The sequence below is a fragment of the Nocardioides sp. CCNWLW216 genome, from assembly GCF_037120545.1.
Lineage (GTDB): Bacteria > Actinomycetota > Actinomycetes > Propionibacteriales > Nocardioidaceae > Nocardioides > Nocardioides lianchengensis.
Window position 1 is genome coordinate 395,476 of record NZ_JBBBBJ010000001.1, and the last position, 20,643, is coordinate 416,118.

A 20,643-nucleotide genomic window follows, 5' to 3' on the forward strand; every position below is an offset into this window, starting at 1 on the left:
AGGTCATGCTGCCCGCCGCCCGCGCCGAGATCGTCGTCGACCTCGCGGCGATCCGGCACAACGTCCAGGTGCTGCGTGAGCTGGCCGGCGTCCCGGTGATGACGGTCGTGAAGGCCGACGGCTACGGCCACGGGATGGTCCCGGTCGCGCGCGCCGCCCGCGAGGCGGGCGCCGAGTGGCTCGGCGTCGCGACCCTCGACGAGGCGCTGGAGCTGCGTGCCTCCGGCGACACCGGCCGGATCCTGTGCTGGCTCTACGTCCCCGGCGAGGAGTACGACGCCGGCGTCGCCGCCGGTCTCGACCTGACCGCCTACACCCCGGCCGAGCTCGACGAGATCGAGGAGTCGGTGGGCGACACCGGCCGCACCGCCCTGGTCCAGCTGAAGATCGACACCGGCCTGTCCCGCGGCGGTGCGTCGCCCGCGTCCTGGCCGGCGCTGATCGAGCGCGCCCGGGAGGGCGAGCGGGCCGGGCATTGGAAGGTCACCGGAATCTGGTCCCACTTCTCCTCCAGCGACGAGCCGGACGACCCGGCCAACGACGCGCAGGAGGCGTCGTTCCGATGGGCGCTGACGGTCGCGGAGGCGGCCGGGCTGCGGCCCGAGGTGCGCCACCTCGCCAACTCCGCGGCCACCCTGCTGCGGCCCAGCTCGCGCTTCGACCTGGTCCGGTGCGGCATCGCGTCGTACGGCCTGGACCCGGCGCCGGGGGAGACCTCCGGGGTCGACCTGCGGCCGGCCATGACCGCCCGGGCCTCGCTGGCCCTGGTCAAGGACGTCGAGGCGGGTGACGCCGTCTCCTACGGCCGCACCTGGATCGCCGAGACGCCGACGACGATCGGCCTGGTGCCCGTCGGGTACGGCGACGGCGTCCCGCGCCGCTCCGGCAACCACGCCGAGGTGCTGGTCGGCGACCGGCGCCGGCCGGTGCGCGGACGGGTCTGCATGGACCAGCTGCTGGTCGACCTCGAGGGCGAGGAGCACCGGCCCGGCGAGGACGTCGAGCTGTTCGGCGACGGTCACGACGGCGGCCCGACCGCGCAGGACTGGGCCGAGGCCAGCGACACCATCAGCTACGAGATCGTCACCCGGATCGGCAGCGGCCGGATGCCGCGTCGGTACGTCGACAGCGAGACCGATCCGGGGGCGACCGCGTGAGCGTCACCCGCAAGCTTCTCGGCGCCGCGGCCGGGGCCGCCGGTCTCGCCGCGGCCGGCACCGCGGTCGGCGTCACCCGCCGGCGCCGCTCGATCGCCCGCCGCGACCCCGACGGCACCGAGTTCGGCAGCCTGCGCGGCACGCCCACCACGGTCGTCGCGTCCGACGGCGTCCCGCTCCACGTCGAGGTCGACGAGGCCGACTCGGAGCTGACCGTGGTGTTCTGCCACGGCTACGCGCTCAACCTGGACTGCTGGCACTTCCAGCGCGCGGCCTGCCGGCGCGCCGGGCTGCGGGCGGTCCTCTACGACCAGCGCTCCCACGGCCGCTCGGGCCGCTCCGACCGTGGCAACGCCACCATCGAGCAGCTCGGCACCGACCTGGCCCAGCTGCTCGACGAGGTGGTGCCGGACGGGCCCGTCGTCCTCGTCGGGCACTCGATGGGCGGCATGACGGTCGTGGCGCTGGCCGAGGAGCGCCCGGAGCTGTTCGGCGACCGGGTCGTCGGCGTCGGGCTGGTCGCGACCACCGCGGGCGGCCTCGACCCGAGCCGGCTGCTCCTGCCGTTCATCCCGTCGCGGCTCGGCAGCGGGCTCACCGACGGCGCCGTCCGCACCCTGGCGCGCAGCCACCGCACCGTCGACGGGCTGCGCCGGCTGGGTCGCTCGGTCGCCACGGTCGCCACCGACGTCTTCGCCTTCGGTGGACCGGTGCCGCCGGCGTACGTCGACTTCGTCGACGACATGCTCTCCGCCACGCCGTTCGAGGTGGTGGCCGAGTTCTTCCCGAGCTTCCGCGGCCTGGACAAGTTCGACGCGGTCGAGGTGATGGGCAAGGTGCCGACCACGATCGTCTGCGGCACCGACGACCGGCTCACCTCGATCGGGCACAGCCGCAAGCTGCACGAGCGGATCGCGGGCTCGCGCCTGCTGGAGGTCGAAGGGGCCGGGCACATGGTGATGATCGAGTCGCACGACCAGGTCGACCCGGCCCTGGGGCAGCTCTACGCCGAGGCAGGAGCCGGACGATGAGCACGACCCGGATCGTCCCGTCGGTGCACCGCGTCGGGCCGGAGGCCGCCGCCGAGGTGCTGGGCGTGGTCCGCGAGGCGTTCGCGGCCCGCCCGCCGCTCGACCCGCCCGCCGACGCGCTGACCGAGACCGAGGAGAGCCTGGCCGCGCTGCTCGGCAAGCACGGCGGCCTGGTGGCCCGGCTGGGCGAGGTGAGCGTCGGCGCCCTGGTCCTCGACCCGATCGGCGGGACGATGTACCTGCGCCGGTTCGGTGTGCTCCCGAGCGCCCAGGGCCACGGCGTCGCGGGCCGGCTGATCGATGCGGCCGTCTACGCCTCGTCCGGCTTCGACGACCTGACCGTGGTCGCCCGCGAGGAGCTGCCCCGCACCGTGCGCTTCTGGCAGCGTCAGGGCTTCCGGGAGGTACGCCGCCACTCGCCGAACGTCGAGCTGCGCAGGCCGCTGAACACCTTCGTCTTCGACGCGCCCGACGCGGAGGCCATGCGCGAGATCGGCGAGACCCTCGCCGCCCAGCTGGCGGCGGGCGACCTGCTGGTCCTCAGCGGCGAGCTCGGCGCCGGCAAGACCACCTTCACCCAGGGCATCGGGACCGGGCTGCAGGTGCGCGGCGACGTCACCTCGCCGACGTTCGTCATCGCCCGGGTCCACCCGTCCCTGGTCGACGGCCCGGCCCTCGTGCACGTCGACGCCTACCGGCTCGGCGGCATCGAGGAGCTCGACGACCTCGACCTCGACACCTCCCTCGACGAGGCCGTGACCGTCGTCGAGTGGGGGGAGGGCGTGGCCGAGGGGCTGGCCGAGTCGCGGCTGGAGGTCCGGATCATCCGGGCGCTCGCCGACGACGACCCCGACCTCGACGACCCGTCCGAGCTCGACCCGCGTCGGGTCCTGATGACGCCGGTCGGCCCGCGCTGGTACGAGCTCGACGTCCCCTCCAGCCACCGGCCCCCCCTGGCCGAGAAGCTCAACGAGAACCTGCTGCTCGACTTCCGCCGCTGCCCCGAGGCCGAGCTCGACCACCTCGACCCCGAGATCCCGCTGGTGCTGTCGCTGACGGTCGCCGAGCACCGCGACGGCTCGCAGGTCCGCGCCCTGATGGTCCGCAACCACTGGAGCCGCGAGTGGGAGCTGTCGGGCAAGGAGGTCGACGACGACCTGGGCGAGACCCCCCGTCGGGCCGCGGCGACGGCGTACCTCACCGAGACCGGTGCCGAGGCGCCCGAGCTCGACTTCGTCGGGGTCGCCACGGTGCAGTTGGGCCACGAGCGCCGCATCGAGTACGCCGCCATCTACCGCTGCGTCGTCGACCACCCCTCCGACGCGGCCCCGGCCGGCGACGTGAAGCAGATGGTCTGGTGGGACCTCGAGTCCGACCTGCCCGGTCTGTCGCCGATCGACGCCCATCTGGCCCGGCTCGCGCTGGGCCTCTCGTAGGTCTCTCGTAGGCTCGCGCCCGTGCTGCTCGCCTTCGACACCGCCACGCCCCTGGTCGCCGTCGCCCTCCACGACGGCGAGGACGTGGTCGTCGAGCTGACCTCCGAGCGGCCGATGAAGCACGGTGAGCAGCTCGCGCCGCTGATCGCGTCCGCCCTGGAGCAGGCCGGCCTGGTCCGCCAGGACCTGACCGCGATCGCGGTCGGCGTCGGCCCCGGCCCGTTCACCGGCCTGCGGGTCGGCCTGGTCACTGCCCGCACGCTCGGCTTCGTCCTCGAGGTCCCCGTGTACGGCGTCTGCTCGCTCGACGTCCTCGCGGTCGAGGCGGCGTCCTCGCTGGGCGGGGACTTCGTGGTGGCGACCGACGCCCGGCGCAAGGAGGTCTACCTCGCGTCGTACGACGCCACCGGCGCCCGCCTGGACGGCCCCGTCGTGTCGAAGCCCGCGGACGTCGCGACCGACCTGCCGGTGGTGGGGGAGGGCGGGTCGCTCTACCCCGACGCGTTCCCGCACGCCACCGGCCCGCAGCGTCCCAGCGCCGGCTGGCTGGCCCGTGCGGTCGCCGAGGAGCTCGCCGAGATCGTCGACCCGGAGCCGCTCTACCTGCGCCGGCCGGACGCCGAGCTGCCGCGGCCGCCGAAGAAGGTGTCGTGATCCGCGCGGCGACCCTCGCCGACGTCGAGGAGGTCGCTGCGCTCGAGGCCGAGAACCTCGGCGCCGACGCCTGGTCGCCGCACCTGGTCGGCGAGGGCATCGCCGGCAACCTGCCGACCGTGTTCTACCTGGTCGCCGAGGTCGACGGGGCCCTGGTCGGGCACGCCGTCGTGAGCGCGGTCGCCGACATCGCCGAGCTGCAGCGCATCGCCGTCACCCCCGCGGCCCGTCGTACCGGGCTGGCGACGACGCTGCTGGACGAGGGCTGCCGCCTGGCCCGCGCGTCCGGCGCGGACCGGCTGCTGCTGGAGGTCCGCGAGGACAACGCCGGCGCGCTGCGCTTCTACGCCGCCCGCGGCTTCGTCGAGATCGACCGGCGACCGCGCTACTACGCCGACGGCACGACCGCGATCGTGCTGCGGCTGCCGCTGGTCAGCGGCTGCGGGTAGGACCCGCGAGTTCCGGCCGGGCGACCCGGTCGGGCACGATGGTCGGGTGAGCGACGAGCCCCTGGTCCTCGGCATCGAGACGTCCTGCGACGAGACGGGTGTCGGCATCGTGCGCGGCCGCACCCTGCTGGCCGACGCGGTCGCGAGCAGCGTCGAGGAGCACGCGCGCTTCGGCGGGGTGGTCCCCGAGGTGGCCAGCCGTGCCCACCTGGAGGCGATGGTCCCGACCCTCGAGCGTGCCTGCGAGACCGCGGGCGTCCGGCTGCGCGACGTCGACGCGATCGCCGTGACCAGCGGACCCGGCCTGGCCGGCGCGCTGCTGGTCGGCGTCGCCGCGGCCAAGGCGCTGGCGCTCGGTCTCGGCAAGCCGATCTACGGCGTCAACCACCTCGCCTCGCACGTCGCGGTCGACCAGCTCGAGCACGGGCCGCTGCCCGAGCCGTGCCTGGCCATGCTGGTCAGCGGCGGCCACTCCAGCCTGCTCCGGGTCGAGGACGTCACCAGCGGCGTCCAGCCGATGGGTGCCACCATCGACGACGCCGCCGGCGAGGCGTTCGACAAGGTCGCCCGGCTGCTCGGCCTGCCGTTCCCGGGCGGTCCCCACATCGACCGGGTCGCCCGCGAGGGCAGCAGCGTGTACGTCGACTTCCCGCGCGGCCTGTCCTCCCGCCGCGACCTGGAGCGGCACCGCTTCGACTTCTCGTTCTCCGGGCTCAAGACGGCCGTCGCGCGCTGGGTCGAGGCGCGCGAGCGGTCCGGCGAGCCGGTGCCGGTCGCCGACGTGGCGGCGTCGTTCCAGGAGGCGGTCTGCGACGTGCTCGTCCGCAAGGCGCTGGACGCCGCCACCTCGGAGGGGATCGAGGACCTGCTCATCGGCGGCGGTGTCGCCGCCAACTCGCGACTCCGCGCGGTCGCCGAGGAGCGGGCGTCGAAGCTGGGCATCCGGGTCCGGGTCCCGCGCCCCGGCCTGTGCACCGACAACGGCGCGATGGTCGCCGCCCTCGGCGCCGAGATGGTCGCCCGCGGCCGGACGCCGTCGCCACTCGACCTGCCCGCCGACTCCAGCCTGCCGGTGACCGAGGTCCTCGCCGGCTAGGTCCGAAACTGACGGGCGGGGCCACCCGGAGCGCGCGTCCCGTCGAGCCGGCCCGTCAGTTTTCTGGCCTCGCCGCGGCGTGCCCGGGAGGTCAGCCCTCCGCGGTCTCCGGCTCCGGCTTCTTCTCGTCGCCGTGACCCGGCCACCAGGCGGCGTGTCCGATCAGCGCGGTGATGGCCGGGGTGAAGAACATCGACATCACGAAGGCCGCGACGAAGATGCCGAAGGCGATCGAGAAGCCCATCGTCACCAGCAGCGAGTTGCCGGCCAGCATGAGGGACGCGAACGTGCCCGCCAGGATCACGCCCGCGGCGGCGATCGTCGGCCCCGCGTGGTGCACCGCCTCGGCCGCGGCGTCGCGCGAGCTCTTGCCCTCCCGCGACTCCTCGCGCAGCCGGGCGATCATCAGGATGTTGTAGTCGGTGCCGAGGGCGACCACGAACAGGTAGATGTAGATCGGCAGCAGGAAGATCAGCCCGCTCTCGCCAGCGGCGTGCTGGAAGACCAGCACCGCGGCGCCGAGGGTCGCGCCGAAGCCGAGCCCGACCGAGGCCATGAGGTAGAGCGGCGCGACCAGGGAGCGCAGGAGCAGGGCCAGGATGATCATGATGATGACGGCGGCCACCGGGAAGACCACGGCGTAGTCGCGGTTCATCGCCGCCTGGAAGTCGACGAAGACCGAGGTGAGCCCGCCGACGTACGCCTCGCTGCCCTCGGGAGCGGCCGCGTCGGCCGCCGGTCGGAGCCCGTCCTTGACGTCGCCGAGCGCCGCGTCCGAGGACGGGTCCTCCTTCAGCGTCACGATGAAGAGCGCGGTCGTGCCGTCCTCGGACGGCACCGCGTCCGGGGAGACCGCGGCCACGCCCGGGGCCTTCGCCAGGGCGGCCGAGAAGGCGGCGAAGTCGGCCGGGTCGAGCCCGTCGTCGGCGTGCAGGACGATCGGCGTCGGCTGGGTCGCACCGGCCGAGAAGCCGCCGTCCTCCAGCGTCTCGGTCGCCTGTGCCGACTCGACGGTCGACGACGAGCCGGCCGAGCCCAGGTCGAAGGTCGGGTTGAAGCCCAGCGCGAACACGGCGAGTACGGCGAGGGCGCCGCCCGAGGCGAGCGCGAAACGGACCGGGTGCTTGCCCAGCGACGTGCCGATCGACCCGAACCGGGTGCCGGTGGCCGGCTGCTTCCAGTTCTTCGAGGGCCAGAACAGGGCGCGGCCGAGCACGGTCACCACGGCCGGGACCAGGGTGAGGGACGCGACGAGGGTGACGGCGACCGCGATGGCCAGGGACGGCCCGATGGACCGGAAGATGCCCAGGCTGGAGAGGGCGAGCGTCATGAAGGCCACGAAGACCGCGGCACCGGCCGAGGCGATCGCCTCACCGGCGCGCTCCAGCGCCTGGGCGACCGCCGAGCGGTGCTCCTCGCCCGCCCGCATCCGCTCGCGGTAGCGGAACAGGAAGAACAGGATGTAGTCGGTGCCGATGCCGTAGAGGACGACGATCAGGATGACGCTCGTCGAGTCGTCCTTCTGGAGGTCGAAGACCTTGGCCGCCACGTCGATGAGGCCGTTGGCGATGACCGAGATGCCGCCGACCAGGAAGATCGGCATGATCGCGATGATGACGCTGCGGAAGATGATGCCGAGCAGCACGACGATCAGCACGATCGTGGCCACGCCGACGATCAGCTCTGCGTTGCTGCCGGACTCCGCCTGGTCGTAGGTCTGGGGCAGGGACCCGGTCGTCTGCGCCCGCAGGTCGGTCCCGTCGGTGGCCTCGGCCAGGTCGTCGCGCAGGTCCTCGACCTGGTTGTACTCGTCGGGGTCCTGCCCGGTCACGTCCGGGTCGAGGGCCAGGTTGGCGATCGCGACCTGCTGCGTCGGCGACACCTGCAGCTCCCCGGCGGCGGTGAAGACCTCCGGCAGGTCCAGGCCGCTGACGATCTCGCCGGCCCTGGTCTGGTCGTCGGCCGTGAGCGGCTCGCCGTCGGTCCGGTCGAACACGATCGTGGCGCCGGAGTCCTGCTGCTGCGGGAACGCGTCGCTGATCAGGTTGGTGGCCTTGATCGACTCGTAGGAGTCGGGCAGGAAGTCGGCCTGGTCGGTGGTCGACTCGACCTTGGGGGCGAAGGCGACGACCAGGACCGCGAAGACGAGCCACGCGGCGATGACGTACCAGGGACGACGGGACGCGAGGCGACCGAGGGCTCCGAACATGATCCTCAACCTAGCGACGCCGTACCCCGGGGTGCATGCGACTTAGGTAGCGATGTTCGGGGTCATTCGGAGAAGACGTACTCCGTCACCAGCTCGGGCTCCCCGCCGGGTGCGGGGCCGTCCACGACGTCGCTCGTCGCGCCGCCGATGCCGATCCGGGACAGCGTCCAGCCCTCGCCCTCGAGATCGGCCGTGCTGACGAGCAGCTGGTCGGCGTCCGCCCAGGCGGCCCGGCTCACGACGGCACCGTCGGCGGGCTCGTAGCGCAGGACGGTCGACTTGAGATCGAGGTCCAGCACCGTCACCCCGTCGTACATGCTGTTGTCGCCGCGCATGCCGGTCAGGTGCCGCCCGTCGGGGGAGAAGCGCAGGTTGGACGTGTCGCAGGTCCGGGCGGTGATCGTCGCGGCCGCGGCGTCGTACACGCCGGAGCAGCCGAACTGGGGGTCGCCGTCGTCGGCGTACTGCACCGTCCAGAGGCCGCCGTCCGGGCTGACGTCCTCGACCCGGAACGGCGCGGACGTGGTCAGCGGCGCCGCCCCGCCCAGGGTGATCTCGTACGACGTCGTCGTGTAGTCACCCGCGAGCACGCGGCACCCGCCGCCGGCGCAGTCGGAGCCGAGCACCGCGTCGATCGAGCCCTCGGCCTCGCCCTCCATCGGGACGCCCGGGAAGGCGACCGGCTCGGCGACCTCGCTCTCGAGGACCTGGATGCGGTAGTCCGGCCCGGTCCAGGCCACGGTCCGGTGGCCCTCGCCCATCCTGATCACGGTGCTGAGGACCGGGTACTCCGCGATCGGCGCGCCGTCGGGGGACAGGACATGGACGCTCTCCGTCTCGTTCACCGGTACGACGAACCGCCCGTCGGCCAGCACGCCGAACATCGTCACGTCGTCGGGGAGGTCCACCGCCACGGTCCGGCCGTCCGCCAGCGTGATCACGCCGTCGTGGAGCGTGGCGGAACCGGGCTCCACCACGGGCTGCGGAGCCGGGTCGACGGCGCGGTCGTTCCCGCCGCCGACGAGCAGCGCCGTGGGGACGACCACCGCGAGCACGGCGGCGACCGCGCCGACCGCGATCCCGCGCCGCCGGCGACGGATCGAGGAGGCCCGGTCGCGGACGTCGTCCAGGCCGAACGGGGCGTCGTACACGGCGCCGGCCTGCTGGTCGAGGGAGCGGACGAGCCGCTCCTCAAGGGTCTGGTCGTTCATCGCTCCTCCTCCCGGGGGTCGAGTGCGGCGGGGGTGCGCTCACGCAGGGTGGCGAGCGCCCGGCTGGCCTGGGACTTCACGGTCCCGACGGTGATCCCGAGGACCTCGGCGGTCTCGGCCTCGGTCAGCTGCTCGTAGTAGCGCAGCACCACCACGGCGCGCGCCTTGCGGGGCAGCGTCCGCACGACCTGCCAGAGCGCGTCGCCGGTGCCCTCGTCGTACGCGTCGACGTGCGGGGCGCCCTCGGGCACGACCTCGGTCGCGTGCTCGCGGCGCTTCCACCCTCGCCGCCACACGGAGTTGTTCTCGTTGACCAGGATCCGCCGTACGTAGCCGTCGACGGCGCCGCGGTCGCGCACCTTGTCCCAGCTCAGGTAGAGCTTGGCCAGCGCGGTCTGCAGGACGTCCTCGGCCTGGTGCCGGTCGCCGGTGAGCAGGTACGCCGTCCGCAGCAGCGCCGGCTGCCGCGCGACGAGGTACGCCGTGAACTCCGCGTCCCGGGCCTCCGAGCGGCTCATGCCCCCAGTGTCGGGGCCCGCTCTCTCGGTGGTCTGCATCTGCCTCTCCCGTTCGTGTCGAGAGGAGGACGCGATCGCCGCGGAAAGGGTTGCAAGAGCCGTCAGGGGAAGTCGTTGGGCGCGAGCCCGAGGCGCCGGTCGGCGTCCTCGTCGTACGGCGCGGTGTCGGTCGCCCGCTCGAGGGTCCCGTCGAGGGTGGTGCGCAGGATCGTCTCCGTGCGGCCCTGGCTGACGACCACCAGCAGGTGCTCGTCGTCCTCCCAGCCCACCTGCCAGACCTGGACCCCCGCCGGCATAGTGAGCTCGTGCAGCCGGTCGCCGGCCGCGCTGTCGAAGGCCGCCAGGACGAGTGGGTCCCCGGACCTTCCGGCGAGGACCATCGACCCGTCGGGGCTGAACGCCAGCGGACCCCAGCCGGGCGCGGTCCACCGGACCGAGCCGGTGCGCGCGTCGACCACGGCGCCGGTCGACGTCGCCTGCTCGGGCGTCGGCTCCCCGGCCAGGCGACCCGCGACGAGACCGAGCCGCTCGTCGACGTCGACGGCGGTGCCCAGCACGTCGAGGCGCGTGGGGGAGTCGCCCGGGGTGACGATCGCCGGCGGTCCCTCGTTGAGCGAGTTGACGACCACCCCGTCGCCCAGGAAGCCGACCGGTCCGGCGTCCACCATCGGCAGCGGTGCGGTCCGCTCGCCGCCGTCGCCGCCGGTCGGACCCACGTGGAGGACCGGGTCCGAGCGGTCGCAGCCGCTGGTGGTGTACGCCGTGCGCAGGCCGTCGTCGCTCACCGCGAACCCGCCGCCGGCGTAGCAGCGGCGCGACACCTCGCGCAGCCGCCCGTCGAGCAGCGTGATGCGCCTGTCACCGAAGGAGGTGACCAGGAAGCCTCCGTCGTACGGCGTCGCCCGGGTGACCTGGTCGAGGGGCAGGGCGGTGCGGGTGCCGTCGGCGGCGACGTAGTCGCTGCCGTCCAGCCACGCGACGCCCGGCGGGTCGCCGAGCGGGACGTCCCCGAGCCGGACGTCCGGCGTCGGCGGCGTCGGATCGGGGGCGCTGTCGGGACGGTCCCCGGCGGTCAGGACGAACGGCGTCGTCAGCACGGCGACGACGACCGCAGCCACCGCGGCCGTCGTGGCCCGGCGACGGCGCCGGATCCGCCGGGCGGTCGAGACGACCTCGGCCAGCGGGGTGCGCGGGTGGTCGGTGTGGTCGACCCGGGCGCGCAGCGCGTCGCCGAGCAGGTCCTCGGTGCTCATGCCAGCTCCTCGGGGAGGTGGGTCCGCAGCGCGGCGAGGGCCCGGCTCGCCTGCGACTTGACGGTGCCCACGGAGATGCCGAGCACGTCCGCGGTCTCGGCCTCGGTCAGCTGCTCGTAGTAGCGCAGCACGATCACGGCCCGCTGCCGCGGCGGCAGGGTGGCCACGAAACGCCAGACCGCCTCGCTGCGGCCGTCGTACTCCTCGGCGGCGGAGCCGCTGTCCGGGATCTCCTCGGTCAGGACCTCGCGCCGGCGCCACGGTCGGCGCCACGCGGAACGGTGCTCGTTGACGAGGATCCGGCGTGCGTAGGCGTCGACGTTGTCGCGGTCGGCCAGTCGGTCCCAGGCCAGGTAGAGCTTGGCGAGCGAGGTCTGGACGAGGTCCTGCGCGGTGTGCGCGTCGCCGGTCAGCAGGTGCGCGAGACGCTGCAGGGCAGGCTCGCGGGCGACCAGCCAGGACTCGAAGTCCGTCACTGATCCGCTCCTCGTCCCTGTCTCCTGCACACCCCCTACACGAGGACGGCCCGCATACGGTTGCATGAGCCCGTCAGGTTTCGAGGAGAGGGAGCAGCATGCAGCAGGTCAAGGCCGTCGTCGCGAAGGCCAAGGGGGCACCCGTCGAGGTGGTCACCATCAACGTTCCCGACCCGGGCCCGGGCGAGGCGGTCGTGCAGGTCCAGGCCTGCGGGGTCTGCCACACCGACCTCCATTACCGCGAGGGTGGGATCAACGACGAGTTCCCGTTCCTGCTCGGCCACGAGGCCGCGGGGATCGTCGAGGCGGTCGGCCCGGACGTCACGGGCGTGGCCCCGGGCGACTTCGTGATCCTCAACTGGCGCGCGGTCTGCGGCGAGTGTCGTGCCTGCAAGCGCGGTGACCTGCAGTACTGCTTCAACACCCACAACGCGACCCAGAGGATGACCCTCGAGGACGGGACCGAGCTCTCCCCGGCCCTCGGCATCGGCGCGTTCGCCGAGAAGACCCTGGTCGCCGCCGGGCAGTGCACCAAGGTCGACCCGTCGGCCCGCCCGGCCGCGGTCGGCCTGCTCGGCTGCGGCGTGATGGCCGGCATCGGCGCGGCGATCAACACGGGCGCGGTCACGCGGGGCAAGAGCGTGGCGGTCATCGGCTGCGGGGGCGTCGGCGTAGCCGCGGTCGCCGGCTCCGCGCTGGCCGGCGCGAGCCCGATCATCGCCGTCGACATCGACCCCAAGAAGCTCGCCAAGGCGAAGGCGATGGGCGCGACGCACACGGTCGACTCGTCCCAGGTGGACCCGGTCGAGGAGATCAAGCGGATCGCCGCCGAGACCTACGACGGCGCCGACGGCGCCGACGTGGTCATCGAGGCCGTCGGGCGCCCGGAGACCTGGAAGCAGGCGTTCTACGCCCGCGACCTGGCCGGCACCGTGGTCCTGGTCGGCGTCCCGACCCCGGACATGAAGGTCCCCGACCTGCCGCTGATCGACGTGTTCGGCCGCGGCGGAGCCCTGAAGTCCAGCTGGTACGGCGACTGCCTGCCGACCCGCGACTTCCCGATGCTGGTCGACCTCTACCAGCAGGGTCGGCTCGACCTGGACGCGTTCGTGACCGAGGAGATCGGCATCGACGACATCGAGGCCGCCTTCGAGAAGATGCACCACGGCGACGTGCTGCGATCGGTCGTCATCCTGTGACCGCCCGGGTGGACCACGCGGTGGTCAGCGGCACCTTCAGCCTCGACGGCGAGACCTTCGACGTCGACAACAACATCTGGGTCGTCGGCGACGACGCCGAGTGCGTGGTCATCGACGCCCCCCACGACGTGGACGCGATCCTGGCCGTGGTCGGCGACCGCGCCGTACGCGCGATCCTGCTGACCCACGCCCACGACGACCACTCGCGGAAGGCGCCGGAGCTGCGCGAGCGGGTGGTGGCGCCGATCATGCTGCACCCCGATGACAAGCCGCTGTGGGAGCTCACGCACCCTCAGGACGATCGGGGCCACCTCTGGGACGTCGACCTCGGCGACGGCTTCGAGATCATGGTCGGCGGCACCCTGCTCCGGGCGCTGCACACCCCCGGCCACGCCCCGGGCGCGGTCTGCTTCCACGCCCCCTCGCTGGGTGCCGTCTTCACCGGAGACACGCTCTTCCAGGGCGGCCCGGGCGCGACCGGGCGCAGCTTCAGCGACCGCCCGACCATCGAGGCCTCGATCCGCGCGAAGCTCTTCGCGCTCCCGGACGAGACGGTCGTGCACACCGGCCACGGCGACGACACCACCATCGGTGCCGAGAAGGCCGCGCTCGGCGCCTGACGCCAGACGTCCCGGGCCGGCAGGACCTCCGGCCCGGGACCCGGTCACCTTCGCCTCTGCCGACACGCCGACGGCCGACGACAACCTGGACTCATCAGCACGGGACACCAGGTCCCGGGCAGGAGATCCAGGAGGGTCACCATGCGCGCCGCATTCGACAGACTCATCTCGTGGACGGGGGTGCTCCTGGCAGCGGTGCTGCTGATCGCGGGCGGCCTCCTCACCTGGGCCAACACCTTCATCGGGGACCAGGTCGAGCAGCAGTTCTCGGCCCAGGACATCGTGATGCCCGAGGGCGACGCGCTGACCTCCCTGCCTGACGCCGACCGCGAGGCCCTCGAGGAGTACGCCGGCAGCCCGCTCGACACCGGTGCCGAGGCCAAGGCCTTCGCGGACCACTACATCCAGGCCCACATGAACGCGCAGGGTGCCGCCCTCAACGACGGCGAGGCCGTCACCTACGAGGAGGCCAGCGCCAAGGGCCGCGAGCTGTCGGCCGCCGTCGCCGACAACCCGGCCGCCACCCAGGCGCAGATCGACGAGGCGGACGCCTGGATGGGCCTGCGCGAGTCGCTCTTCATGGGCAACACCCTCCGCGGCCTGCTCCTCTACGGCTACGCGTTCGCCACCATCGGCACCATCGCCGGGATCGCGGCGATCGTCTCCTTCGTCGGCGCGGGCTTCCTGCTCCTGCTCGGCGCGGTCGGGCTGGTCCACGCCCGCCGGACCGCCACCCGGACGGCAGGCGCGCCCGTCCCGCAGATGGCCTGAACCCCAGGTCGTCGTACCGGTCCTGCTGGGTCGGCCCTCAGAAGGGTCGGACCAGCAGGGCCGTTCCCTGTCCGGCGACCCGGGTCAGCACGATCGTGGCCTCGTCGTCGCCGCGCAGGTCGAGCCGCTTGCGCAGCTGCTCGGGTACGACGTCCACGCCCCGCTTCTTGATCGTCAGCCGCCCGATGCCGCGCTCGCGCAGGGCGGCCCGCAGCTGCTTCTCGCGGTAGGGCAGCTCGGTCAGCACCTCGTACCCGCGGGCGAACGGGGTCGCGAACGACTGCTCCGAGGTCACGTAGGCGATGTGCTCGTCGACCAGCCCGCCGCCCACCCCGGACGCGACCGCGGTGACCAGCCCGGCCCGGATGACCGCGCCGTCGGGCTCGTAGAGGAACCGTCCGACCGGGACCACGCCGACCGTGCCGGGCCCCGGGTCGTCCTCGTCGGTGATGGTGGCCAGGCCGCCGTCGCCGATCACCGTCGCGCGGCGCGCGGTCGTGGCCAGGCTGCCGGACCAGAGCGCGGCCTCCTTGACCTCGCCGTGGTCGCTGACCCACTCCGCCTCGACGGCGGCGGGCACCAGCCCGTGCGGGATGCCGGGCGCGACCTTCACGCAGGAGTCCCGGCGCAGCAGCTGCTCGACGAAGGGCCACGGCGGCGTCCAGTCGTCCACGTCGAACGACCGTCCCCGTCCGGTACGGCGGGCCGGGTCCGCGAACGCCACGTCGAACGGCGCCGGGTCGACCGTGGTCGCGTCGGCGACCATCACCGCGCCGGGCAGGCCGAGCGCCTCCAGGTTGGCGCGGGCGACCTCGACCCGCACCGGGTCCAGGTCGACCCCGGCGCAGGTGATGCCGGTCCGGGCCGCGGCCATCAGGTCGCCGCCGATCCCGCAGCCCAGGTCGACCAGCGTCGTCGTACGGAACGCCTCGAGACGCGCGGCGCGGTGCTCGGCCACCGGCACCCGGGTCGCCTGCTCGAGGCCGTCGGGGGTGAAGTAGAGCCGCGGTGCCAGGTCGCCGAACTTGGGGACCGCGCGCAGCCGCAGCGTGGCCTGGGTCAGCGCGGCCGCCACCTGCTCGGCGGAGGCGTCGCGGCGCAGCGCGGACTGGGCCCGCAGGGGGTCGTCGCCGGCGACCTCGGTGGCCCGGGCCAGCAGCTGCTGGCCGGGCTCGGTGAGCAGCCAGCGGAAGGCGTCGAGGTCCACGTGGTGATCCTGTCAGGCCCGGTTTCAGGGAGCGCGGGCGGCGGAACCTTCTCGTCGTGCCCCGACGCCTCCTCGCCCCGATCGCCGCGGTGCCCCTCCTGCTCGGGGGATGCAGCCCGGGGGACGGCGCGACCGGCGACCACGACGACCGGCCGGTGGTCGCCGTGGGCGACGTCATCGAGGGCCGGGCGGTGCTGCCCGAGGTGACTGGGGGCATCGAGGTGCGGCTGCCGTCGGGCCCGGCGTACTTCGAGGTCGACGACGACCTGCGGGCCGTGCCGGACGACGAGGTGCCGGGGGAGTTCGAGGACGTGCCCGCGGCCGACGACGCCCGCGTCCTCCGGCTCGCCTGGGGACGCGAGTTCCTCGGCTACGGCTCGGACGTCATGCGCCTGATGACCGGGTCCGACGTGAGCGACGAGGGCCTCGACGTGGGGCTCGCCGTGCTCGTGGACGGCCGGCGTACCGAGGTGCCCGACGTGGGGCAGCTCAGCGGCGTCGGCGACCCCGACCGCGTCTACGTCGGGGTGCCCCGCGATGCCGACGACCTCGCGCTGGAGGTGACCTACGACGGCGTCACCCAGACCGTCGACCTCGCGACGCGTGCGGTCGACCCCGGCCGGGCGGCCGGCCTGTACGACGTCCCGCTGGGGGCCGACCGCTCGCTCGGCGACGGCGGGGGCTCCTGCCCCGTCTCCGAGCGCACCCGCGGGCTGGAGCCGCTCTTCGCGTGCGGCGTCCTGGACTCGTGGGAGGTGCCGTACGTCGACGGCCTGGGCTGGGCGGGCACCGGCCAGGTCTGGTTCGTCGCCGACGCCTCGAGCGACCTGCTCGCGCTGCGGTGGATCGGCGACAACGACCTGACCGACTACCGCACCCGCCTGCGGACGTGGGAGGTGCTCGCCGACGGGATGCGCCCCGTCTCGACGTTGCCGCGGCGCCTCGGCAATCAGCAGGACGACAAGCGGGTCGTCTTCGCCGTCGAGCCCCGCGAGCGCCACCGGGTCTCTTTCCGGGCGACCTACGTGGGCCGACCCACGGGCACCCTCCTGCCCGGTGCCCCCGAGCGCCCGACGGTGTCCCTGGCGCGGTCGGTGCGCGTGCCCGACCCCGGTGCCGACGACTGAGCAGGGGTGGCCCTGGCACTCAGTTGGGCAGAGTGCTAGTTTCGGAGCTGGCACTCTCCCCGCGAGTGTGCCAGCGCTTGTGAGGCCGGTTCGACCCCCGCGACGGCGTACCGGAACCGCAGGCACCAGACGTGTTCCACCCGCCATCCGAAGTTCGAAAGTGGAGGTCGACATCGTGTCGGTCAACATCAAGCCCCTCGAGGACCGCATCGTCGTCAAGACGCTCGAGGCCGAGCAGACCACGGCTTCCGGCCTGGTCATCCCGGACACCGCCAAGGAGAAGCCCCAGGAGGGCGAGGTCATCTCGATCGGCCCCGGCCGCATCGACGACAACGGCAACCGGGTCCCGCTCGACGTCGCCGTGGGCGACAAGGTCATCTACAGCAAGTACGGCGGCACCGAGGTCAAGTACGCCGGCGAGGAGTACCTCATCCTCTCCGCGCGCGACGTCCTCGCCGTCGTTTCCTGATTTCACTCCGGGTCGTGTGGCTCAGCGTGCGCTCCGGCGCCCGTTGAGCCGCACGACCCGAACTCGTTAGAGGAGAGCAATGCCCAAGATCCTGGAGTTCGACGAGAACGCCCGCCGCGCGCTCGAGCGTGGCGTGGACAAGCTCGCCAACGCCGTCAAGGTGACGCTCGGCCCCAAGGGCCGCTACGTCGTCCTCGACAAGAAGTGGGGCGCCCCGACCATCACGAACGACGGCGTGACCGTCGCCCGTGAGATCGAGCTGGACGACCCGTTCGAGAACCTCGGCGCGCAGCTGACCAAGGAGGTGGCCACCAAGACGAACGACGTCGCCGGTGACGGCACCACCACGGCCACCGTGCTCGCCCAGGCGATGGTCCACGAGGGTCTGCGCGCGGTCGCCGCCGGCGCCAACCCGATGGGCCTCAAGCGGGGCATGGACGCCGCGGCCGCCGCCGTCGGCGACGCCCTGCGCGCGGCCGCCCGCGACGTGGACTCCAAGGAGGACATGGCCTCGGTCGCCACGATCTCCAGCCGCGACGCCCACATCGGCGAGCTCCTCGCCGAGGCCTTCGACAAGGTCGGCAAGGACGGCGTGATCACCGTCGAGGAGTCCAACACCATGGGCACCGAGCTGGAGTTCACCGAGGGGATGCAGTTCGACAAGGGCTACATCTCGGCCTACTTCGTGACCGACCAGGAGCGCATGGAGGCCGTCCTCGACGACCCCTACATCCTCCTGCACCAGGGGAAGATCTCCTCGATCCAGGAGCTGCTGCCCCTGCTCGAGAAGGTCATCCAGGCCGGCAAGCCGCTGTTCATCCTCGCCGAGGACGTCGACGGCGAGGCGCTGTCGACGCTGGTCGTCAACAAGATCCGCGGCACGTTCAACGCCGTCGCGGTGAAGGCCCCGGCCTTCGGCGACCGCCGCAAGGCGATGATGCAGGACATCGCCACCCTCACCGGTGGCCAGGTCATCGCCCCCGAGGTCGGGCTCAAGCTCGACCAGGTCGGCCTCGACGTGCTGGGCACCGCCCGCCGCGTCGTGATCACCAAGGACGACACCACGATCATCGAGGGCGCGGGTGACTCGGCCGAGGTCGAGGGTCGCGTCAACCAGATCAAGGCCGAGATCGAGAACACCGACTCCGACTGGGACCGCGAGAAGCTCCAGGAGCGCCTCGCGAAGCTGGCCGGCGGCGTGTGCGTGATCAAGGTCGGCGCCGCCACCGAGGTGGAGCTGAAGGAGAAGAAGCACCGCATCGAGGACGCCGTCTCCGCGACGCGCGCCGCGATCGAGGAGGGCATCGTCCCCGGCGGCGGCTCCGCGATCATCCACGCGGTGTCGGTGCTCGAGGGCGACCTCGGCCTCACCGGTGACGAGGCGACCGGCGTCCGCGTGGTCCGCAAGGCGGCCGACGAGCCGCTGCGCTGGATCGCCGAGAACGGTGGCGAGAACGGCTACGTCGTGACCACCAAGGTCCGCGAGCTCGGCGTCGGCAACGGCTACAACGCCGCCACCGGCGAGTACGGCGACCTGGTCGCCCAGGGCGTCCTGGACCCGGTCAAGGTGACCCGCTCCGCGCTGGTCAACGCGACCTCGATCGCGGCGATGCTGCTGACGACCGAGACGCTGATCGTCGAGAAGCCCGAGGAAGAGGACGATGCCCCGGCCGCTGGCGGCCACGGGCACGGCCACGGTCACTGAGTGCCCCGTCCGGAGCTCGCTCCGGACGGAAGCAGGCACGAAGGTCGAGTAGCCCCGCGGCCGAGGAAACGAGGTCGCGACGGGCGTCCCGAGACCCGACCACCGCACCACGCACGAGGGCCGAGTCAGCACTAGTAGTGCTGACTCGGCCCTTTGTGGTCAGTCCTTCAGCACACCCAGGTGCTGGGTCGCGCCCCTGCCGCCGTTCTCGGGGGTGTGCCAGAGGAACTGGCGAGGTTCCCCGGTCGGGCCGCCGAGGCCCCAGGACGACAGCGCGTCGCTGACCCGCAGGAACCGGTCGGTTCCGAGGTCGTAGACGTAGGTGCCGGCCTCGTCGTCGGAGTAGACGGTCACGTTGACCACGTCGCTGCCCCGCGGCAGCCAGCCCTCGGCGCCGCTGTCCTGGAGGGTGACCACCTGGTCGCCGTCGGTGCTGAGGACCTGCACGCGGTCGTCGCGCTCGCCCCCGGCGTAGGTGCCGCAGTACTGACTCATCACGATCCGCTCGCCGCTCGCGCCGAAGCCGAGCAGGTTGCACCGTTCGCCGGTGTCGGGGTCGAAGACGTTCTCCTCGCCCGAGTCGAGGTTCCGCACGTGCACCCGGCCGGCGTCGCCGTTCGTCGAGTCGGTCCAGACCATCGCGGTGTCGGTGAAGGCGACGTCGCCGACCACCAGCCGCTCGTCCCGGACGTCCTCGGGGTCCGTCAGCGAGACCGACCAGAGCCGGTAGGTGTCGCCCTCGGCGTCGGCGTCCTCGGCGTCGCCGTCGGCGCTCACCGGCCATCCGCCCTCCGGGACCGCGCCGCGGGTGTCGGGGGTCCGCACGTAGAGCCGGCCGTCGGGCCCGACGTCCCCGGTGCCCATCTCCACCGGGGGAAGGTCCGCCCAGGTCATCGTGGTCCAGGCCCGGGCGTCGCGGTCGAAGACGTAGGCGAGCAGACCGCCCTCCAGGCCGTCGTCGTCCATCTCGGACTCGTCCACCCCGAGCAGCACCAGGCGGTCCGCGCCGAGCTCGATCGGCCAGGTCTGGCTCTGTCCGATGTCGAGGCGGGGGAGCCAGTCCTTCTCGCCGGTCGCCGGATCCATCAGGGCGAAGCGCGGCCAGCGCTGAGCCGCCCGCGGCCCGTCGCGGAAGAGCACCAGCCCGTCCGTCGTGACGCCGTCGAGGTACTGCCCGTTGTCGGCGTCCAGGTCCTCGTTCGTGTACGACGTCAGCTCGTCGTAGTCGCGTCCTGCCACGGCCGCCTCGGCATCGGCCAGCCGGAGCACGGGCGCGTCCGGGCGCGGCGGGCTGCCGGCGACCGGCCCGTCGGTCCCGGTCCCCGGGCCGCCCCAGCTCAGCGCGCCGGCCGTCGTGACGGCCGCGGTCGCCAGGGCGACCGCGCCGACCGCCCCGCGGCGGCGCCGTACCCGCCGGCGGGCGGTGGTGACCACCGCCGCGACGTCGACGTCGTCCGGGGGCGCGTCGTCCGCGCTGCCCCGCATCAGGTCCACCAGGTCGTTCACCATCACTGCCTCCCCATCACGTCGAAGACGAGCGCGTCCCGCGACGCGCTCTCGAACACCGACCGCAGCGACGCCAGGGCGCGCGAGGTCTGGCTCTTGACCGTCCCCTCGCTGCAGCCGAGCGTGGCGGCGGTCTCGCGGACGTCGAGCTCCTCGAAGTACCGCAGGACGACACAGGCCCGCTGGCGCGGCGGCAGCCCGGCCAGGGCCGCCATCAGGGCGGCCCGGTCGGTCACCGCCGCGGCCACGTCCTCGGTGGACGGCCGGTCCAGGTCGGGGTCGGCCGGGAGCTCCCGGCTCGACCGCCGCCGCGACTCGTCGATGACCACGCTGGCCACCGCGCGCCGGGCGTAGGCGAGCTCACCGCCCTGCTTCTGCAGCCTCGGCCAGCGCACGTAGACCCGGACCAGCGCCTCCTGCACGTGGTCGCGGGCCCGGTCCCAGTCGCCGCACAGCAGGTACGCCGTACGCCGCAGCCGGGTCCGCGAGGCCAGGGCGAACTCGGTGAAGGCCTGCTCGTCCGTCCGGTTCACCCGCGTCCCTCTCGTC

20 protein-coding genes are annotated in these 20,643 nt (G+C 73.2%); 12 read left to right on the plus strand and 8 right to left on the minus strand.

Annotation, left to right across the window (positions count from 1 at the left end; genetic code table 11):
* The first annotated feature begins 5 nt into the window (after positions 1-5).
* Genes alr through tsaD form a run of 6 tightly spaced genes read left to right on the plus strand, consistent with a single transcriptional unit; the run spans position 6 to position 5,823 of the window.
* Positions 6-1,157 carry an alanine racemase gene (gene alr, locus V7S47_RS01895; protein WP_336560000.1) on the plus strand — a complete coding sequence of 384 codons (1,152 nt, stop codon included), beginning with the start codon at positions 6-8 and terminating at the stop codon, positions 1,155-1,157.
* Positions 1,154-2,188, plus strand: a complete 1,035-nt coding sequence (locus V7S47_RS01900) for an alpha/beta fold hydrolase (protein WP_336560001.1) — start codon at positions 1,154-1,156, stop codon at positions 2,186-2,188. The genes alr and V7S47_RS01900 overlap by 4 nt, the downstream gene beginning before the upstream one ends.
* A complete protein-coding gene (gene tsaE, locus V7S47_RS01905; protein ID WP_336560002.1) occupies positions 2,185-3,624 on the plus strand; it encodes a tRNA (adenosine(37)-N6)-threonylcarbamoyltransferase complex ATPase subunit type 1 TsaE in 1,440 nt (479 codons plus the stop codon). The genes V7S47_RS01900 and tsaE overlap by 4 nt, the downstream gene beginning before the upstream one ends.
* Before the next feature lie 21 nt (positions 3,625-3,645).
* On the plus strand, positions 3,646-4,278 hold the full coding sequence (gene tsaB / locus V7S47_RS01910) for a tRNA (adenosine(37)-N6)-threonylcarbamoyltransferase complex dimerization subunit type 1 TsaB (RefSeq protein ID WP_336560003.1): 633 nt from the start codon (positions 3,646-3,648) through the stop codon (positions 4,276-4,278).
* Positions 4,275-4,727: a ribosomal protein S18-alanine N-acetyltransferase gene (rimI, locus tag V7S47_RS01915; protein ID WP_336560004.1), complete on the plus strand. Its 453-nt coding sequence runs from the start codon at positions 4,275-4,277 to the stop codon at positions 4,725-4,727. Before tsaB ends, rimI begins: the two co-directional genes overlap by 4 nt.
* A 46-nt stretch (positions 4,728-4,773) precedes the next feature.
* Positions 4,774-5,823 carry a tRNA (adenosine(37)-N6)-threonylcarbamoyltransferase complex transferase subunit TsaD gene (gene tsaD, locus V7S47_RS01920; RefSeq protein ID WP_336560005.1) on the plus strand — a complete coding sequence of 350 codons (1,050 nt, stop codon included), beginning with the start codon at positions 4,774-4,776 and terminating at the stop codon, positions 5,821-5,823.
* 91 nt (positions 5,824-5,914) lie between these two features.
* Here tsaD and V7S47_RS01925 read toward each other — a convergent pair whose 3' ends face one another.
* The 5 genes from V7S47_RS01925 to V7S47_RS01945 all read right to left on the minus strand — a co-directional run bounded on the left by V7S47_RS01925 (position 5,915) and on the right by V7S47_RS01945 (position 11,490).
* Positions 5,915-8,032 (minus strand): MMPL family transporter, encoded by a 2,118-nt coding sequence (locus V7S47_RS01925; protein WP_336560006.1) that lies wholly within the window; start codon positions 8,030-8,032, stop codon positions 5,915-5,917.
* A gap of 62 nt (positions 8,033-8,094) precedes the next feature.
* Positions 8,095-9,243 carry a hypothetical protein gene (locus tag V7S47_RS01930; RefSeq protein ID WP_336560007.1) on the minus strand — a complete coding sequence of 383 codons (1,149 nt, stop codon included), beginning with the start codon at positions 9,241-9,243 and terminating at the stop codon, positions 8,095-8,097.
* Positions 9,240-9,761 (minus strand): SigE family RNA polymerase sigma factor, encoded by a 522-nt coding sequence (locus tag V7S47_RS01935; RefSeq protein WP_336560008.1) that lies wholly within the window; start codon positions 9,759-9,761, stop codon positions 9,240-9,242. Before V7S47_RS01935 ends, V7S47_RS01930 begins: the two co-directional genes overlap by 4 nt.
* A gap of 101 nt (positions 9,762-9,862) precedes the next feature.
* Positions 9,863-11,014: a hypothetical protein gene (locus V7S47_RS01940; protein ID WP_336560009.1), complete on the minus strand. Its 1,152-nt coding sequence runs from the start codon at positions 11,012-11,014 to the stop codon at positions 9,863-9,865.
* On the minus strand, positions 11,011-11,490 hold the full coding sequence (locus tag V7S47_RS01945) for a SigE family RNA polymerase sigma factor (RefSeq protein ID WP_336560010.1): 480 nt from the start codon (positions 11,488-11,490) through the stop codon (positions 11,011-11,013). The genes V7S47_RS01940 and V7S47_RS01945 overlap by 4 nt, the downstream gene beginning before the upstream one ends.
* A 98-nt stretch (positions 11,491-11,588) precedes the next feature.
* Here V7S47_RS01945 and V7S47_RS01950 point away from each other — a divergent pair, with 98 nt between their 5' ends.
* From V7S47_RS01950 to V7S47_RS01960, 3 genes are all read left to right on the plus strand, one after another.
* Positions 11,589-12,689, plus strand: coding sequence for an S-(hydroxymethyl)mycothiol dehydrogenase (locus V7S47_RS01950; RefSeq protein ID WP_336560011.1), 1,101 nt, complete (start codon positions 11,589-11,591; stop codon positions 12,687-12,689).
* A complete protein-coding gene (locus tag V7S47_RS01955; RefSeq protein ID WP_336560012.1) occupies positions 12,686-13,309 on the plus strand; it encodes an MBL fold metallo-hydrolase in 624 nt (207 codons plus the stop codon). Before V7S47_RS01950 ends, V7S47_RS01955 begins: the two co-directional genes overlap by 4 nt.
* 141 nt (positions 13,310-13,450) lie before the next feature.
* Entirely contained in the window at positions 13,451-14,080 is a 630-nt protein-coding gene (locus V7S47_RS01960; protein ID WP_090849888.1) for a hypothetical protein, read from the plus strand.
* Between the two features lie 37 nt (positions 14,081-14,117).
* Here the strand turns inward: V7S47_RS01960 and V7S47_RS01965 are convergent, their stop codons facing one another.
* The gene (locus V7S47_RS01965) at positions 14,118-15,287 is read right to left on the minus strand and encodes a class I SAM-dependent methyltransferase (protein ID WP_336560013.1); all 1,170 of its coding nucleotides are present in this window, start codon (positions 15,285-15,287) and stop codon (positions 14,118-14,120) included.
* Between the two features lie 56 nt (positions 15,288-15,343).
* Between V7S47_RS01965 and V7S47_RS01970 the strand changes: the two genes are divergently transcribed.
* The 3 genes from V7S47_RS01970 (at position 15,344) to groL (ending at position 18,588) form a co-directional block, all read left to right on the plus strand.
* Positions 15,344-16,414, plus strand: coding sequence for a hypothetical protein (locus V7S47_RS01970; protein ID WP_336560014.1), 1,071 nt, complete (start codon positions 15,344-15,346; stop codon positions 16,412-16,414).
* A gap of 175 nt (positions 16,415-16,589) precedes the next feature.
* A complete protein-coding gene (groES, locus tag V7S47_RS01975) occupies positions 16,590-16,883 on the plus strand; it encodes a co-chaperone GroES (protein WP_090850792.1) in 294 nt (97 codons plus the stop codon).
* Between the two features lie 79 nt (positions 16,884-16,962).
* Positions 16,963-18,588 carry a chaperonin GroEL gene (gene groL / locus V7S47_RS01980; RefSeq protein WP_336560015.1) on the plus strand — a complete coding sequence of 542 codons (1,626 nt, stop codon included), beginning with the start codon at positions 16,963-16,965 and terminating at the stop codon, positions 18,586-18,588.
* A 159-nt stretch (positions 18,589-18,747) separates the two neighbouring features.
* Here the strand turns inward: groL and V7S47_RS01985 are convergent, their stop codons facing one another.
* Together V7S47_RS01985 and V7S47_RS01990 are read right to left on the minus strand one after the other, a co-directional pair.
* A complete protein-coding gene (locus V7S47_RS01985) occupies positions 18,748-20,094 on the minus strand; it encodes a hypothetical protein (protein ID WP_336560016.1) in 1,347 nt (448 codons plus the stop codon).
* A gap of 2 nt (positions 20,095-20,096) precedes the next feature.
* Positions 20,097-20,627, minus strand: a complete 531-nt coding sequence (locus V7S47_RS01990; protein ID WP_336560017.1) for a SigE family RNA polymerase sigma factor — start codon at positions 20,625-20,627, stop codon at positions 20,097-20,099.
* Positions 20,628-20,643 lie beyond the last annotated feature (16 nt).

Coding starts and splice junctions, on each gene's coding strand:
- V7S47_RS01950 (WP_336560011.1), top strand. CDS start 11,589: ATGCAGCAGGTCAAGGCCGTCGTCGCGAAGGCCAAGGGGGCACCCGTC.
- groL (WP_336560015.1), top strand. CDS start 16,963: ATGCCCAAGATCCTGGAGTTCGACGAGAACGCCCGCCGCGCGCTCGAG.
- V7S47_RS01925 (WP_336560006.1), bottom strand. CDS start 8,032: ATGTTCGGAGCCCTCGGTCGCCTCGCGTCCCGTCGTCCCTGGTACGTC.
- V7S47_RS01960 (WP_090849888.1), top strand. CDS start 13,451: ATGCGCGCCGCATTCGACAGACTCATCTCGTGGACGGGGGTGCTCCTG.
- alr (WP_336560000.1), top strand. CDS start 6: ATGCTGCCCGCCGCCCGCGCCGAGATCGTCGTCGACCTCGCGGCGATC.
- V7S47_RS01940 (WP_336560009.1), bottom strand. CDS start 11,014: ATGAGCACCGAGGACCTGCTCGGCGACGCGCTGCGCGCCCGGGTCGAC.
- V7S47_RS01930 (WP_336560007.1), bottom strand. CDS start 9,243: ATGAACGACCAGACCCTTGAGGAGCGGCTCGTCCGCTCCCTCGACCAG.
- V7S47_RS01935 (WP_336560008.1), bottom strand. CDS start 9,761: ATGAGCCGCTCGGAGGCCCGGGACGCGGAGTTCACGGCGTACCTCGTC.
- tsaE (WP_336560002.1), top strand. CDS start 2,185: ATGAGCACGACCCGGATCGTCCCGTCGGTGCACCGCGTCGGGCCGGAG.